13 protein-coding genes are annotated in these 15289 nt (G+C 64.3%); 6 read left to right on the top strand and 7 right to left on the bottom strand.

From position 1 onward, the window contains the following. Positions 1–9: 9 nt before the first annotated feature. Together HNO82_RS02190 and HNO82_RS02185 are read right to left on the bottom strand one after the other, a co-directional pair. The gene (locus HNO82_RS02190; RefSeq protein WP_249776915.1) at positions 10–2490 is read right to left on the bottom strand and encodes a YbcC family protein; all 2481 of its coding nucleotides are present in this window, start codon (positions 2488–2490) and stop codon (positions 10–12) included. A gap of 62 nt (positions 2491–2552) precedes the next feature. Next, complete coding sequence (locus HNO82_RS02185; RefSeq protein ID WP_175342585.1) at positions 2553–4115, bottom strand: NADH-quinone oxidoreductase subunit L; 1563 nt, start codon at positions 4113–4115, stop codon at positions 2553–2555. Positions 4116–4214: 99 nt separating this feature from the next. Here HNO82_RS02185 and HNO82_RS02180 point away from each other — a divergent pair, with 99 nt between their 5' ends. The 6 genes from HNO82_RS02180 (at position 4215) to HNO82_RS02155 (ending at position 7862) form a co-directional block, all read left to right on the top strand. Continuing rightward, the gene (locus HNO82_RS02180) at positions 4215–5108 is read left to right on the top strand and encodes a LysR family transcriptional regulator (protein WP_008328721.1); all 894 of its coding nucleotides are present in this window, start codon (positions 4215–4217) and stop codon (positions 5106–5108) included. Positions 5109–5315: 207 nt separating this feature from the next. After that, positions 5316–5531: a hypothetical protein gene (locus HNO82_RS02175; RefSeq protein WP_008328720.1), complete on the top strand. Its 216-nt coding sequence runs from the start codon at positions 5316–5318 to the stop codon at positions 5529–5531. 126 nt (positions 5532–5657) lie between these two features. Further along, on the top strand, positions 5658–5975 hold the full coding sequence (locus HNO82_RS02170; RefSeq protein WP_008328717.1) for an ArsR/SmtB family transcription factor: 318 nt from the start codon (positions 5658–5660) through the stop codon (positions 5973–5975). Between the two features lie 2 nt (positions 5976–5977). Next, complete coding sequence (locus tag HNO82_RS02165; RefSeq protein WP_008328707.1) at positions 5978–6427, top strand: YeeE/YedE family protein; 450 nt, start codon at positions 5978–5980, stop codon at positions 6425–6427. Next, a complete protein-coding gene (locus HNO82_RS02160; protein WP_175342584.1) occupies positions 6424–6852 on the top strand; it encodes a YeeE/YedE family protein in 429 nt (142 codons plus the stop codon). The genes HNO82_RS02165 and HNO82_RS02160 overlap by 4 nt, the downstream gene beginning before the upstream one ends. A 314-nt stretch (positions 6853–7166) precedes the next feature. Next, positions 7167–7862 (top strand): VIT1/CCC1 transporter family protein, encoded by a 696-nt coding sequence (locus tag HNO82_RS02155; RefSeq protein WP_008328702.1) that lies wholly within the window; start codon positions 7167–7169, stop codon positions 7860–7862. A gap of 13 nt (positions 7863–7875) precedes the next feature. Here the strand turns inward: HNO82_RS02155 and HNO82_RS02150 are convergent, their stop codons facing one another. The 5 genes from HNO82_RS02150 to HNO82_RS02135 form a co-directional block, all read right to left on the bottom strand. Next, positions 7876–8289, bottom strand: a complete 414-nt coding sequence (locus tag HNO82_RS02150; RefSeq protein WP_081486046.1) for a DUF2306 domain-containing protein — start codon at positions 8287–8289, stop codon at positions 7876–7878. Between the two features lie 101 nt (positions 8290–8390). Next, positions 8391–8576, bottom strand: coding sequence for a hypothetical protein (locus tag HNO82_RS22075; RefSeq protein ID WP_217509770.1), 186 nt, complete (start codon positions 8574–8576; stop codon positions 8391–8393). Between the two features lie 306 nt (positions 8577–8882). Beyond that, the gene (locus HNO82_RS02145) at positions 8883–10931 is read right to left on the bottom strand and encodes a response regulator (protein WP_175342583.1); all 2049 of its coding nucleotides are present in this window, start codon (positions 10929–10931) and stop codon (positions 8883–8885) included. Between the two features lie 263 nt (positions 10932–11194). Continuing rightward, positions 11195–13186, bottom strand: a complete 1992-nt coding sequence (locus tag HNO82_RS02140) for an AsmA family protein (RefSeq protein ID WP_175342582.1) — start codon at positions 13184–13186, stop codon at positions 11195–11197. Between the two features lie 179 nt (positions 13187–13365). Beyond that, the gene (locus HNO82_RS02135) at positions 13366–15099 is read right to left on the bottom strand and encodes a methyl-accepting chemotaxis protein (protein WP_175342581.1); all 1734 of its coding nucleotides are present in this window, start codon (positions 15097–15099) and stop codon (positions 13366–13368) included. Between the last annotated feature and the right edge of the window lie 190 nt (positions 15100–15289).

Here is a 15289-nt window from a genome sequence, read left to right as displayed (position 1 = left end):
CCAGAAGTTTCACAAAGCAATTGATCTCCAGCCCTCGCGCCGCCACTGCTCCAGGCCCTCTTGGCCAAAGCGCCAGAGGTGCAGCCAGCCGTGCTCCAGCAACTGCCGCACGATGGCATGGCGGGTGACGATGGCGTCGATGGCCTCGGCCGGGGCATCGATCACCACGGTCAGGCGCAGCGGCTCATGTATCCACTGCTGACCATCATGCAGGGACTGGCGCGACAGGCCGATGCGCAAATCTCCGCCATTGCCCTCGAACACGCCGATGGTGCCGCCCACCACGTTGTGCAGCAGCTTGTTGCCACTTCCCAGGCGCAGCGGGTCGCTGGTGGAGGCGTGGTACTGCCAGTTGATCCAGTGGGTCACCAGCATGGGTGCGGTCATCAGCAGCTCCAGTACGCTGCCGTCGTGATCCTGGCAGGCATCGTAGTCGTGCAGGAAGCAGCGTCCGCCCAGATCCAGGCCACGGCTGCGCGCGCGCGGCGCGATCAGGAAGGCGGCGTTGCCGGTCAGGCCCCACTCGGGACGCGTCTGGGCGCCGTCATTGGCGCGGCGACGCAATTGCTTGAGCAGCACCGGTGCGGCCTGGGTCGGATCCATGCCCAGCCGCAGCGCACGTTCACGGCGCACACGATCACCGGCCTCGGCCAGCACCGGTTGCAGGGCTTGCCAGCGCGACCGCGCGGCCGTCGGCAGCAGGTCCAGATCGAAGGCTTCGATTTCGTCAGTGGTGGTGTTGTGCAGGACGGCCAGGAAATGGCTCTCTTCAGGCAGGAAGATCTGCCGCTCCAGCAGGCCGCGTCGCACGTCGTGCTCGTTGAGCAGTTGCGCCAGCGTACGCGCGTTGACTTCGCCGGTCTGGCCACAGCAGGCCCCGCAATCCAGCGCCGCCGCGTGGGCGTTGTTGGCCGACTGGCTGCCATGTCCGACCAGCAGGACCAGCGGCGACACCTGGCGGTCCAGTCCCATGGCGTGCAGGACGCGGGCGGCCAGCGCCACCTTGTCTTCCAGCGGGACGCCGACCAGTTGCGGCCGGCACAGGTCGCGATACCGCGCCGGCAGCCCGGCCAGATCATCGCGCGCACGCTCGGCCTGACCCGGTCGCAGCCATTGCCACAAGCCGCCCAGCGCCGTCACACCCGCCACCTCCACGAACGAAAACGCCGAACCCGGCCAGCGTGTGTTGCCCGACCACTGCTCTCTGAAGGCCAGCGTCTTGCGCCGCGCCCGTGCCACGGCGCTGGCCAGCACGCCGCCGTCGGCGGTTGCAGCGGCCGGCATGAACACATCCTGCACCTGGTAGGCCGGAGCCAGCAGGCCCGGCAACTGCGGGCGACTGGCCTCGGTCGCCAGCGGCGTATAGGCCACCGGCAGGCCAAAGAAACCGGCAAAGCCCAGCGTCTGCATGCCCGGATGCACGGCCTCCAGTGCCCGCCGCAAGGGTTCGCTGCGCACGTCGATGCAGAAGGCGGCCTGCACCTCCACCGTGGGCGTGCCGCCGGCATCCTGCTGTAGCAAGGCGGCCGCCAGTTTGCGCTGGTAGCCGGCCTCCAGCGCGACCTGCCACAGTTCATCGACCAGCAGATCCTGGCGAACCTGCTCCAGCCGTTCCTGCGAACGTGCCCAGGCCTGCTGTACGGTATGGAAGGCGTGGCTGGCGGCTTCATCATCCTTGCACTCCAGCAGCAAGGCACCCCACGCCATGCGAATGGCCAGCAGCTCACGCAGGTGCTCGTCGCTGCCGCCTTCCAGTTTGGCCTGCCAGCCCAGATAGGCACACCAGGAGGCCCAGCCATTGACAGTCAGCAGTACCGACTCCAGGTAATCGGCCCAGACCTCGGGTGGCAGGTCCATGTGCCGCATGACCCACCGTTCGGCCTCGCGTGCACAGGCAGGCAAGGTACGGATGCCCTCGGCAATATGCGGCAGGCCCATGAGCAGGCCGATACCGTGGTCGTGCTCCAGCGTCTCGCGCCAGAAGGCGTACAGGCCCATGCCGCGCTCGGGCTGCCAGTCGGCCTGGTGGCGGTCGAAATAGGCGGCGCAGGTCTGGCTGACCTGGTGCGTGATGGCCTGGCGCCAGGAGAGCCGGGTATGGCGCTGGGGGTCGTTGTCCAGCACATCGATGAGCAGCGGCAGGCGTGGCACCGGGCTGGCCGAGGCCAGTACGGCAAGACAGTGGGCGACGTCGAAGCCACGCTCCTGGGCCTCGATGGACTGCGCCAGCGCGTACTCCAGGTCGGCCTGCGTGACACGGCCCTGGTCCCAGGCCTGCTGCAGTTGATCCTTCGGCGGAAACACCTGGATGCCGCCCAGCAGCGCCATGCGCGCCGCCACCTGGCGCAGCGGCATGCCGACCCGTGACCAGTGCGGATTGACCGCAATGGCGCGATCCAGCGGCCAGGCCGGAGCGATGGCGCCGCAGGCATCCTGGCAGGCTTGCTGCAGCTGTTGCTCCAGTTCAGCGTTCCAGGCGGCGACCGGCATGGTGGCCTGCGCCTGGCGATGTTGGACAAATTGGTTCATGCAGATTCTCCGGTGAGTCGGGTTCAGCCCTGGCCACGGCCATCGCTGGCAAGATTGTTCACTTGTTGCCCGGTGGCGGCCCGGCGGGCGCTGGGTGCCCAGTTGGAGGGCCAGAGTTGCAAGGCCAGCCGGGTGTAGGCTTCATCCAGATAGAAGCCGGCGTAGCTGCGACGGCGCCAGGCGGCCATGGCCTGCGGCGCCAGTTGCAACAGACCCATGCAGACATACAGGGCCAGCATCGCCAGCAGCGCCGTCACGCCAAACACGGCGCGCGGGTAATCGTTGATATGCAGCGGCAGCAGGTGGGCCAGCAGCGCGGCCAGCGTCAGCCCGGCGGCCCCCAGCAGGCCCAGCAGCCAGCCGCGCACCCGACCACTGCCCTTGGCCGTGGAGTACCACAGCAGCGGTGCCCAGGCCAGCCCGAGTATGCCGCTCCACCACCACGGCCAGGCGGCATGCGGGCTCAAGCTGTGCAGGCCCAGCACCAGGGCGATACTGACCACGGGTGCCAGGATCACGCTCCAGGCCGACGGAGTCGCGGCGCTGTAAAGGGCCGACAGGCGGGTCTCCCGCACCACCGAGGAAGCCGACAGAAAGGCATGCGCCTTGTAGAGCGAGTGACCGATCAGGTGCAACGCAGCGAACAGGTACAGGCCGGCCGCGCATTCCAGCAACATGAATCCCATCTGCGCCACGGTCGACCAGGCCAGCTTGACCTTGATACTGATGCGGGTGAGCATTACCAGCCCGGCCAACAGAACGGTGCCGGCGCTGACGATGAGCAGCACGGCGCGCGCGGCGACGGCCTGCTCCAGCAGGGGCGCAAAGCGCACCAGCACGAATCCGCCCAGGTTGACCACGCCCGCATGCAGCAAGGCCGATACCGGGGTGGGCGCCTCCATCACCTGGATCAGCCAGCCGTGCACCGGCAGCAAGGCCGTGCGCAGGATCACCGCCAGGGTCAGGCACAGTGCGCTCATCTGCAAGGCGCTCGACATGCCGCGCTGGTCCAGGTACAGCCACAAGTCCGAGAACGAGCCGCTGCCCACGCTCGCCCAGGCCAGTGCAGCGGCGGCGATCAGCAGGCAGTCGGCGATACGGTCGGCAATGCTCTTCTTGTAGGAGGCCAGCCGTGCAAACGGACGGTCCGGATAGAAACACAGCAAGCGTTGCAAGGCCAGGCCGACCACTGCCCAGGCGGCGATGAGCACCACCCAGTGATCGGCCAGCAGCAGCAGGTGCACGGCCGTGAGCACCAGCGCCAGGGCGGCGGCATATTGACGCTGCCCCTGCTCGCCTTGCAGATAGCGCGCGGAGAAGCTGCCGATCACCGTGCCCAGTCCCTGCACCAGCAGGGCCAGCACCAGCCCCAGCGTGGTCGGGTGCAATACGCCCGGCCAGGGCGCGCCAGCGCGGCCCGCCACCAGATTGAACAAGGCCCACAGCAAGGCCAGCAGGGACAGCAACCGGAACAGCGTCCAGACGCGTGGCGGCGCCAGCCGGGACAGGCCCAGCACCAGGGCGGCGGCCATCGTCAGTGCGGGCGGTGCCCAGGCACTGCAGGAGATCAGCGGGATGGTCGTCATGACAAGCAACCTCATGAATTGGAATGCCATCATGATGCTTGCCATCGATCGTTCTGTAAATTACATTTATGAGAACAAATTCATTCACAAATAAGAACGATGCGCCTAGAACAGCTTAACTTTCATCATCTGCGCTATTTCTGGCGGGTTGCCAAGCTCGGCCATCTCACCCGGGCGGCGGAAGAGCTTCATACTTCACAGTCGGCCGTATCGGCCCAGATTCGGCAGCTGGAGAAGCAGCTGGATGAAGATCTCTTCATCCGTGAAGGTCGCCGCCTGAGCTTGACCGATACCGGGCAGTTGGTGTTCAACTATGCCGACAACATCTTTGGCCTCAGCCAGGAAATGCTGGGCCGGCTGGAGGGGCGCTCGGCCGGCGTAACGCGTCTGCGGGTGGGCAGCGTGGCCACGCTGTCGCGTAACTATCAGGAAAACTGGATCCGGCCCATGCTCTCGGATCCCTCGGTCTCCCTGACGCTGGAGTCGGGCTTGCTGGAGGGCTTGCTGGAACGACTCATGCAGCACCAGCTTGATGTGGTGCTGGCCAACGAAACCGTCCCCTCCGATCCCGACCGGCCGCTGCACTGCCGCTTCCTGGGCAGCCAGGCGGTCTCGGTGGTGGGGCCGGCGCATCGCTGGGAAGCCCGCAGCCTGCGTATTCCGCAGGATCTGGAAGGGGTCGACATGGCTCTGCCCGGTCCGCGCCACGCCTTGCGCATGCAGTTCGATGCGCTGTGCATTTCCAACGATGTGCGCCCGCGCATGCGCGCCGAGGTCGATGACATGGCCATGCTGCGTCTGATCGCCCGTGACAGCGGCTGGCTCACGGTGCTGCCCGAGGTCGTGGTACAGGACGAGTTGCGCAATGGCACCCTGGTGGTAGCCGGCCAGACCAGCGAGCTGGTGGAAAGCTTCTTCGCCATCACCACCCCCCATCATCACTACGACGAATTGCTGGACCGGCTCCTGGCCGGCGGCCCGCATTCTGCCTGAGGCTGCCTGAACATCTCGGGCATGCCTGGCCGCCCGCCGGTTACCACTCAGCAATAAATGTTACTAATGGGTAGAATGGAAAGCATAGTAGCGACTATATGCAATCTAATGCCATTATTGACAAGCTGGTAATGGCGTACACTTTGGCAACTCAGGAGCAAGTGCTGTCGAGCTTGCTGCTTCACCATAAGAAACCCGGCGGGCAGGATGAGGAAGGCACTTTTCAGGTATCGCGACGAGCTGGTCAGAATAGAGCTCAAGTGTCCGAGTGACACCGGCAGCGGCTGGACCTGGGATCTCTACATCAACGGCAAGCTGCAATTCTGCGGTGAGGATGCTCCTTTTGCCTTTGCCGAAGAAGCCATGGCCGCCGCCAAGCAGGCCAGCCGGCACCTGATCGACCTGCTGCACGCCGCCTCCTGAGCCGCGCTCACTGGCCGCCCGACCTTTTCCCTTTTTCTTCACTTGCGCTTGTGCTTCGGCTTGCAATTGCCATGCGGTTCATATATTATACATTTCAATATATTATTCAAAAGCATATTGAATCCCATGACCACCTCTTCCCCGCTGCAAGCCGAGCAGATGCGCCGTGCCGCCGGCCAGGCCGTGGCTGCGCTCAAGGTGCTCGCCAATGAAGACCGGCTGCTGCTGATGTGCCAGCTCTCGCAAACCGAAATGTGCGTGAGCGAGCTGGAGGAAGCACTCGACATCCGCCAGCCCACCCTGTCGCAGCAACTCGGTGTCTTGCGCAATGAAGGCGTGGTCAGTACGCGGCGGGAAGGCAAGCGTGTGTATTACCGTGTCGCCGATCCCAGGCTGCTGGAGATGCTGGGCCTGATGTATCAACTTTATTGCCCGAAGGAATGACCATGGAGATTGCCTGGAATAGCTTCACCCCTGCTGCCGCCTTGGGCGGTGGCCTGCTGATCGGACTGGCCGCGAGCGTGCTGGTCCTGTGCAATGGCCGCATCGCCGGGATCAGCGGCATCGTGGCGGGGCTGCTGCCACCGCAGGCAGCGGACCGTGCCTGGCGCCTGCTGTTCGTACTGGGCTTGCTGCTGGCACCGGTCCTGTATGCGCTCATACACGCCCTGCCCGCCCTGCGCATTGATGCCGGCTATGCGGAAATCATTCTGGCCGGCTTGCTGGTCGGCGTAGGCACCCGCTACGGCGCCGGCTGCACCAGCGGTCATGGCGTGTGCGGGCTGTCGCGCCTGTCGCCGCGCTCGGCGGTGGCCACGGCCTGCTTCATGGGCGCCGGTTTCCTGAGCGTCTATCTGCTGCGTCACGTACTGGATCTGCAAGGAGCGCTGCCATGAATTTCCTGCGCATGTTGGCCGCGCTGGTCGCGGGTCTGTTGTTTGGCCTGGGTCTGATCGTCTCCGGCATGGCCGATCCGGCCAAGGTATTGGGTTTTCTGGACCTGGCGGGTCATTGGGATCCCTCGCTGGCCCTGGTGATGGCCGGCGCCATCGCCATCGGCATGCCCGCCTTCACCTTGGCGCGCCGCCGCTCACGCGCCTGGCTGGATGCCCCCATGCAGTTGCCTGCCACGCGCACGATCGACCGTCGGTTGGTGCTGGGCAGCCTGCTCTTCGGTGTCGGCTGGGGTATCGCCGGCATTTGCCCGGGACCGGCGCTGGTCTTGCTGGGCATGGCGTCGGGCAAGGGGCTGATATTCGTGCTGGCCATGCTGGCGGGCATGCTGCTGTTCGGCCGGATCGAGGGTTTCAGGGCGAAATGAAGCTGGATGCAGGCGGATGCCGTCAATAGCGGCACTTGCCGCCCCTGCCCGGTTGGAATATGAAGAAATTTCACCAGGAATGGCCATGGACAATCGGCACGTCGCTGGCCGCGTCGACCTGGCCGCCTGCATCAGATTGCGCGCGATGGACCGTGACCGCAATGGGCGGTGGCTGCAAAGCGAATCCGGCCCGCCCCGGCCACAATGGCTGCCGGGCAAATACGAATTGCCCTCATTTTCGCTAATTGTCGTGGCCTTTGCGTCAGTGCGGCCCTAGAATCTGCGCCATTCTGCAACCTCGCAATTGAAGTGCCATGGCCAAATTCCATCTCGAACATCACAAGGTCGACGCCATCTCCTGGCTGCGCGCCGCCGTCCTCGGTGCCAACGACGGCATTGTCTCCACTGCCAGCCTGCTGGTGGGCGTGGTGGCGGCCAGTGCATCGCATGAGAACGTACTACTCACCGGCGTAGCCGGGCTGGTGGCGGGGGCCATGTCGATGGCCACCGGAGAATACGTATCCGTCCATTCGCAGGCCGACAGCGAGCATGCGGCCCTGAGCCAGGAGCGCGAGGAACTGGCGACCGATCCGGAAGGCGAGCATCGGGAGCTGATGGGCATCTACATGCGGCGGGGGCTGAACCAGGAAACCGCGCATCAGGTCGCTACCCAGTTGATGGCCCACGATGCGCTGGATGCGCATGCGCGTGATGAGCTGGGCATTTCCGAAACCACGGCGGCGCGGCCAGTGCAGGCGGCCGTGGTGTCGGCCTTGAGCTTTGCGGCCGGTGCGGCCTTGCCGCTGGCGGTGGTGCTGCTGGCGCCGGCGGCCAGCCTGTTGCCGGCCATTGTGATTGCGGCCCTGCTGTCGCTGGCGGTACTGGGCGCGGTCGCCGCCAAAACAGGCGGTGCCAATCTGTGGAAGGGCGCTTTGCGCGTGAGTCTGTGGAGCTCGCTGGCCATGGGCTGTACGGCCGCCATCGGGTCTTTCTTTGGCGCTGCAGTCTAGGGCCTGTGGTGGCCTACAGCCAACCCAGCCATTGTCCCCACAGCAGCTGACCCAGATAGCGTGACGGCAGCAAGGTGAACGCGCCCGCCACCAGGCAGGCTCCGATGTAGACCCGCTGCATGGTGCGCCGATGCAGCGCGATATCGCCGCGCAGCACCGCCGAGAGCCCACGGTAGAGCAGGAAAGTCGTAGCTGGCACCAGCAGATGCAGCGGCGTGTATCCCGCGATGTTGGGCAGGTCATGCGAACGGATGAAGAGTGCCGAGAGGACCGTGATGGCCATGCAGCTGAACCAGGCATAGCCCAGGATACGGTGCCATCGTGGCCGCGCCGTGCGGCCCAGCCGGGCCCAGAAGGCGAAGGGACCCATGACGACGGCAGCGAGCGCGACGCTCAGGTGGAGTGCAATGAGGGGTGTAAGGGACATGACAGGCTTTCAGCGGATCGGTGGAGCGATTCTGCTGAGGCCGCTGGCAGGACGATAGCGGGATGCGACGAAATGCAGAGGGAATGCCGCAGAATGCAGCGTCAGTGCCAGCTTGTAGCGATGACGGTAGCCAAGGCCGTCTGATAGCCGGGTGTTAAAGTCGTCCTGCCAGTGCGGCAAAAGTCCGGGAGGATATCTACCAATTCGGGATTGTCAATCACGACATAGCACACGGACGCGAACCCGATGCTCAACACCGCCAGCAGTCCAAACACGATCAGGACCATAACCCCCTCCTTCATGCGATCTGCATCATCTGAGCTGTTTGCATGGATCAGAGGCGCTGAGTCCGCAATGACGAAGGTGACGCCAGCGCAGCCTTTCCGACAACTCTGCCCCGGGACGACGCTGGCGCACATCAGACCAACGATGACAGAGTGCCGATGATTGCTCAAGAATGAGAAGCCTGCCTCTCAAGATGGAGAACAAGCCTTCATGTTTCGAAATTATTTAGATCATTTTTTAATGGCTGACCATTTCGTTGTGCCAGCCGTACCAACACCCGTCGGAGACGGTCTTGCCGTGAGGGGCAATCAGTGCTGCGCAGAGCCATCGTCCCCGATCAGCTCCTTCACCCTGCGCGCCAGCACATCGGCCGCAAACGGCTTGGTCAGCACCTGCATGCCGCGCTCAAGATGCCCATGATTGAGCACCGCATTCTCGGCATAGCCGGTCACGAACAAGACGGGTAATTCCGGACGTGGCGCACGGATGGCATCGGCCAGTTGTCGACCGTTCATGCCGTTGGGGAGCCCCACATCGGTGACCAGCAAATCCAGCTCGGGATAGGCGGCCAATACGCGCAAGGCCGAGGGGCCATCTTCGGCCTCCATGACGCTGTATCCCAGGTCGCTCAGGACCTCCACCGTCACCATGCGCACCAGCGGTTCATCATCGACTACCAGGATGGTCTTGCTGCCAGGCGCAGCCGCAGCACTGCTGTCCTCGGGCAGCGGCAGATCGTCGTCCCCGGCCTGGCCCACGTAACGCGGAAGATAGATGCACAAGGTGGCGCCCTGCCCCAGCTCGGAGTAGATGCGTACGGCGCCGCCAGACTGGCCGGCAAAACCATACACCATCGACAGCCCCAGCCCCGTGCCCTGCCCGGTCGGCTTGGTGGTGAAGAAAGGATCGAAGGCGCGCGCTACCACGTCCGGCGACATGCCGGTGCCGGTATCACTCACGCACAGCGACACGTATTGCCCCGGTGCCACACCGCGCTGCATGGCGGCGATGTCGTCGAGCCAGCGGTTGGCGGTCTCGATGGTCAGCCGCCCGCCATGCGGCATGGCGTCGCGGGCATTGATGCACAGGTTGAGCAAGGCATTCTCAAGTTGACCAATGTCGACGAAGGTATTCCAGAGACCGCCGGCGGCGATGGTTTCGACCGTGATGGCCGGGCCGACGCTGCGGCCGATCAGCTCGTGCATGTCGGCCACGATCCGGTTCAGATCGGCCGACTTGGGATCGAGCGTCTGCCGCCGCGAGAAGGCCAGCAGCCGTTGCGTCAAGGCCGCCGCGCGCTTGACGGCGGACTGCGCACCATTGAGGTGGCGCTCGATGTCGGAAATGCGGCCTTGGGCCAGCCGCACTTTCATCAATTCAAGACTGCCGCTGATGCCGGCCAGGATGTTGTTGAAGTCATGCGCCAGCCCGCCGGTGAGCTGCCCCACGGCCTCCATCTTCTGCGCCTGACGCAGGGCTTCCTCGGCCTCCAGCAAGGCAGTGGTGCGCTCCTGCACGCGTTGTTCGAGGGTGTCGTTGAGGGCGCGCAGCGCGGCCAGGGCACGGTCGCGTTCGGCTTCCACCGCACGCCGCCCCTCGATGTCGATCAGTACGCCCGGGAAGGTGCTGGCCTGGCCATCCGGCATCAGTTCCACCCGGCCATTGGCTTCCAGCCAGTAGTAACGGCCATCGCGCCGGCGGGTGCGGTATTGGTGGGCATAGGCACCACCGCGTGCCAGGGCTTCGCGGATGCGGGTGGAAAGCAATTCGCGGTCATCCGGATGGACCGACTGCATGAGGTCGTCCAGTTTCAGACCGGTCAGGCCCTTTTCCGGCGGCACGCCGAAGGCCGCTGCAAAGCCCTCATCCACGTTGAAACGATCCGAAGGGATATCCCAGATCCAGGTACCAATGATCGCCCCTGCTTCCATGGCCAGCTGCACACGCTGAACGTTTTCTCGCAGGGCGGCTTCGGTGCGGCGGCGTGCGGTAATGTCACGGAACAACACCGAGACCTGGCGCATCTCCACCGGCCCCACTCGGGTGGCCGAGACTTCGATGTGGCGGCCCACGGCCTGGAATTCCTGTTCGAAACGCAGCGGCTGGCCTGTCAGCAGGACCTGGCCATAGACATCCAGCCAGACCTGGGCATTGTCCGGTTCGATTTCCCGCAGGCGCTTGCCGACGATGCCCTCAATACCGGTATGCCGGTAATAACCCGAGTTGGCTTCGATGTGCACATAGTCACTGAGCGGCCCATGCGGACCATCGATGAATTCGATGATGCAGAAACCGTCATCGATCGCCTCCAGCAAGGCGTGTCGATACGCTCTGCTCAGGGGAGAATTGCCTTCCATTGCTGCTTGCTGATCCAAGATAACGCCCTTCCTCGTCGCACCGGTCTGATTGAGCGTCCTCCGCCAACACGGCTGCGTGATCACGGTAGAGCTTGTCGGCATCTTGATGGAATCACCGACCCTGAGGTCAGCTTCCCTGACGACTCCCTCCTGCCATGACCGCGCATGTGGGCGGGCACGCTCTGTCTTGTTGATTGGCTTCTATGACTGTCACTTCCTGCAAAACGCTCCCGCCGCGCTGAAATAATCCTGCCCGGACCAGTTCAAGAGGGTGCTGCGGCCGCGTGGGGGGCGCAGTCGTCGGGGATCTTCTGTCCCGGCGTAATGAGCGGAATCACCGCCGCCACCGGTGCCACCATCGCCAGGGCGGCGGCGGCACCGGCCCGCGCGGCCAGGGCTTGCTTGCTGGCACCGATGTCCGGTTTTGCGAATGTGCCACGTACATACAAGGGCGTGCGCAGCGACAGGATGCGAAGCTGCTTGGTGCGCGGGACCACGTCGAGGGACAGGGTCTCCCGGCCCAGATCGACCTGGCCACGGATATCGATGGCGGCATCCTCGGTGTTGAGAATGCCGTGGCGAACCTCTGCCAGACCATCCTTGATGCGGATATCGGCGGCACCACACAGCAGCTTGACCTGCTGGTCGCGATACAGCTTGGCGAACACTGCGTTGGCCAGGTTCAGCCCCGCTGCCTCCAGGATGAATTGACTGATGGTGCCCTGGCTGAGATCGGCCTTGATCTCGCCGTTGGCATGCGCCAGCATGGCCGCGACCGAATTGCCGCTACCGCTCAGATCGGCCCGGCCATCGACCTTGCCGAAGCTGGCATCGAAGCGGGCCAGGCGCGGGAACAGCTCACGCACCTGCACACCCTGCAATTGCAGTTGCAGCTTGCCCCCGATATCAGACTGACGCCCATCCAGACTGATCTCGCCCTCTCCCTTGCCGCCAGCCAGCGCAAAGCGCAGTGGCGCGGCGGTCAGCACCTGGTCCTGCAGGCGCAGCGTGGTGCTGGCGTCCTGCAGGGCAATGTCCGGATGCAGCTGCAGCCGCTCTGCATGCAGGCCGATCTCAGCATCCAGCTTGGCCCAGCGCTGTGGCTTGCCCTGCTGTTCGGGCAATACCCGTGCGTCGGACTTGTATGGATGCCCGGCGGATTTCTTCCCTACATCGGGCAGGTAGTCCGACAGGCGCAGGAGCTTGGCTTGCGCCGTCACGCGCAGGCGGTTCTTGGGTGGGCCCCGATAGTAGTGGGCATCCCCGGAAAAATCGCTGTCGCCGACCTTGCCGGTGAAGTGCGCATAGTGCCAGTCCCAGGCGCGGGTGTCGGGATTGAGGCGGGTAATGGTGAGCGCGCCTTCGGTACTGAAGGGTCGCGTGGCGGGAAGCGGCACGCCGCTGGCGGCGTAGAGACGATCGAGGCTGTCGCCGTTGAGCCGCAGTTGCAGTTCTGCTCGACTCAATTGATGAGGGTTGATGAGTTTGCCCGAGAGCACCGCGTGGACTTCACCCACCTCACCCTCGGCCTGCAAGGGGTAGACGCTGTCTTCGTTGAGCAGATCGGGCAAGGCGCCGCCGCGCAGATTGCCCTGGATGCTGGCTTGGCCAAGGCGCCCGGTGACGGCGGCCTGCACGACCGGTGCGGACGGGTCGGCCGGCGCGAGGCGCAGCTCTGCTGACTGATTGTTCGGGCTGACCAGGGGCCGGGCATCGAAGCGCAGATCCATGTCCAGCGGCTGGTCCACGTAACGGATCAGCGCGCGCTCGAAGACGATCTGCTGTATGTCGAAACTCCAGCGCGAACGCGGCTGGTCGGAAAAGCGCCAGCTCTTGTGGCGTTCATCGACGCGCTCCATGACCAGATCCAGTCCCTCCACGCGCAGGTCGCTGATGTACCAATGCCAGCGCAGCAAGGGCAAGGGGGAAAAGTGCAAGTCCAGCGTGCGGGCCCGCAGGAGGTGGTCCGCACTACGGGCCCACTCGGGATTGCCGATGTGCAGTTCGCGCGCGGTGAAATGCAGTTGCGGCAGCCAGCGACTGCTGCCGTCCCTGTGCGCGGGGGCCAGCGACCAGCCCAGCGTGATGGGGCCATCAACCCGGATCTCGCGCGCCAGCACGGAAGAAAGCTCACGCGTGATCCAGGGCTTGGCCAGGTTCCAGTCGAACAGGGCAATGAGCAGTGCCAGCGTGGCCATCAAAGCCAGCAGCGTCAGGGCCACCCAGGTCAGGAACCTGCCGACCCTCCTCGTCATCCTTGCCGTCTGTCCGCCTGCTCGCATGTCTCCCTTCCCCGTGGTCGCTTTGCATCGACTGATTCCTGCCCTGCAAACGCAACAGTATCAGCTGGCGGGCCGGCCACGGCTATAGGAGATTGCGCCGCCTCCCTGTCGGAATAGCGGCAGCCGGGCAAGAGCGTGCCGGACGCAGCGGCTCAGAAGGTTTCCCAGAGATCTTCGTCAGCGCGTACGGCGGCCTTGCTGGCAGGGGCAGACGCGGGCGCCGCCACTGCCGGTGTGCGCAGAACGGGGACCGTCGCAGCTTTCCGGGTCGCCACAGTCGAACGGGCCAGCACTGCCGGTTTGACCGGTGCCGCCACGGATACCGTGGCAGTTTGTGCCAGCCTGAAAATGCTGATCGCCGAGGCCAGCGTGGCCGCCTGCTCCTGCAAGGCTCCCGCTGCCGCGGCGGCCTGTTCGACCAGGGCGGCGTTTTGCTGGGTGCTTTGATCCATCTGGCCGACCGCTCGGTTGATTTCCTCGATCCCGGTACTCTGCTCGACGCTGGCGGCCGAGATCTCGCCGACGATGTCGGTGACGCTGCGAACGCTGCTGACCACCTGCTCCATGGTATGGCCCGCTTCAGCCACCAGCAGGCTGCCGCCCTCGACCTTGGCCACGGAGTCGCTGATGAGACCCTTGATTTCCTTGGCTGCCGCCGCCGAACGCTGCGCCAGCGAGCGCACTTCGGAGGCCACGACCGCAAAGCCACGCCCCTGCTCGCCAGCACGCGCCGCCTCCACGGCTGCATTCAAGGCCAGGATGTTGGTCTGGAAGGCGATGCCGTCGATGACGCCGATGATGTCGACGATCTTGCGGGAAGACTGATTGATTTCCTCCATGGTGGTCACCACCCGGCCGACGATTTCACCTCCCTGCAAGGCTACCTGCGAGGCGGTGGCCGCCAGTTGGTTGGCCTGACGGGCGTTGTCGGCGTTCTGGCGTACGGTTGAGGTCATCTCCTCCATGGCCGAGGCGGTTTCTTCCAGTGATCCCGCCTGCTGCTCGGTGCGGGACGACAGATCCATGTTGCCGCTGGCGATTTCTCCCGAGGCGGTGGCGATGGAGTCGGTACTGCGTCGCACACCAGTGACGATATCGACCAGGTTGTCGTTCATCTTGCGCAAGGCCGCCATCAACTGGCCCGTCTCGTCTCTGGAATGGGGTTCGATGCGCGTGGTCAGGTCACCGGCAGCGACATTTTCGGCCACACGGACGGCCTCGTTGAGCGGCTTGATGATAGAGCGTGCCATCAAATACCCCAGCAGGATGGCGGCCAGTACGGCAGCCACCGAGCAGGCCAGGGTCACCTGGATTGCCAGCGCGCCGTCAGCGACGGCCTTCGCACCTTCGGCGCGCAACTGGCTGTCCTGCGAATCGGCAAAGGCCGTGGCCAGAGAAAGATACTTGTTCTGGCTGTCGGTAATCTTGCGCAAGACGAATTCGTCTGCCGCACTCCCCTGACCCGCCCGGATCAGGGCCAGAAACTGCTCCCGACTGGCATCGAAGACCTGCCGTGCATCGTCGAGCACCTTGGCCTTCTTCTGGCCGACCGCAGTGACCTGGCGCGCCGTGATCTTGTCGAGGGCTTCCTTGCTGGCGCGAACGGCACCGTCGAGCTGGCCGATGCGCTTTTCATTGCCGGCCGGGTTGCCGATATCGATGGCCATGCCGCGCAGGTACTTGATCTGCTCATTGACGCCATCGCGCAGGTCGAACGCCCAGCGCACCTTCAGGTAACGGTCATTGACGATCTGGTCGATCGCGCGATTGATGTTGTTGATCTTGATGAAGGCGGTCACGCTCACCACCGCCAGCAGTGCCACGATGAAGGCAAATACGATCGCCAGGCGCGCGCCGACCTTGAGATTCCCGAAATATCCAAACATGCTGCTTCCCTATGCTGTTCATTTATTGTCTGTCTCTTCCAGTCCTCGAAGATCCAGCTTCTTGTTATCGAACAGGGATGCGAACCCCACTGCATTTTTTATTCTGGAGCCCGCATGATGCGCCAAGGAAACTCATCGCACAACTATTGCATCACACTATTTCAGCAAGTGTCGCAAAGTCATCACACAA

Origin of the sequence: Herbaspirillum sp. C9C3 (genome assembly GCF_013359625.1) — a bacterium.
Lineage (GTDB): Bacteria > Pseudomonadota > Gammaproteobacteria > Burkholderiales > Burkholderiaceae_D > Herbaspirillum.
Note: the sequence above shows the minus strand (reverse complement) of the source record. Positions and strands in the feature narration are given on the sequence as shown.

Bases quoted from the DNA above. Each gene is read 5' to 3' on its own strand.
- HNO82_RS22075 (WP_217509770.1), bottom strand. From the start codon at position 8,576: ATGGTCCTGATCGTGTTTGGACTGCTGGCGGTGTTGAGCATCGGGTTC.
- HNO82_RS02175 (WP_008328720.1), top strand. From the start codon at position 5,316: ATGAGGAAGGCACTTTTCAGGTATCGCGACGAGCTGGTCAGAATAGAG.
- HNO82_RS02145 (WP_175342583.1), bottom strand. From the start codon at position 10,931: ATGGAAGGCAATTCTCCCCTGAGCAGAGCGTATCGACACGCCTTGCTG.
- HNO82_RS02190 (WP_249776915.1), bottom strand. From the start codon at position 2,490: ATGCCGGTCGCCGCCTGGAACGCTGAACTGGAGCAACAGCTGCAGCAA.
- HNO82_RS02170 (WP_008328717.1), top strand. From the start codon at position 5,658: ATGACCACCTCTTCCCCGCTGCAAGCCGAGCAGATGCGCCGTGCCGCC.
- HNO82_RS02180 (WP_008328721.1), top strand. From the start codon at position 4,215: ATGCGCCTAGAACAGCTTAACTTTCATCATCTGCGCTATTTCTGGCGG.
- HNO82_RS02185 (WP_175342585.1), bottom strand. From the start codon at position 4,115: ATGACGACCATCCCGCTGATCTCCTGCAGTGCCTGGGCACCGCCCGCA.
- HNO82_RS02135 (WP_175342581.1), bottom strand. From the start codon at position 15,099: ATGTTTGGATATTTCGGGAATCTCAAGGTCGGCGCGCGCCTGGCGATC.
- HNO82_RS02155 (WP_008328702.1), top strand. From the start codon at position 7,167: ATGGCCAAATTCCATCTCGAACATCACAAGGTCGACGCCATCTCCTGG.
- HNO82_RS02165 (WP_008328707.1), top strand. From the start codon at position 5,978: ATGGAGATTGCCTGGAATAGCTTCACCCCTGCTGCCGCCTTGGGCGGT.
- HNO82_RS02160 (WP_175342584.1), top strand. From the start codon at position 6,424: ATGAATTTCCTGCGCATGTTGGCCGCGCTGGTCGCGGGTCTGTTGTTT.
- HNO82_RS02140 (WP_175342582.1), bottom strand. From the start codon at position 13,186: ATGACGAGGAGGGTCGGCAGGTTCCTGACCTGGGTGGCCCTGACGCTG.
- HNO82_RS02150 (WP_081486046.1), bottom strand. From the start codon at position 8,289: ATGTCCCTTACACCCCTCATTGCACTCCACCTGAGCGTCGCGCTCGCT.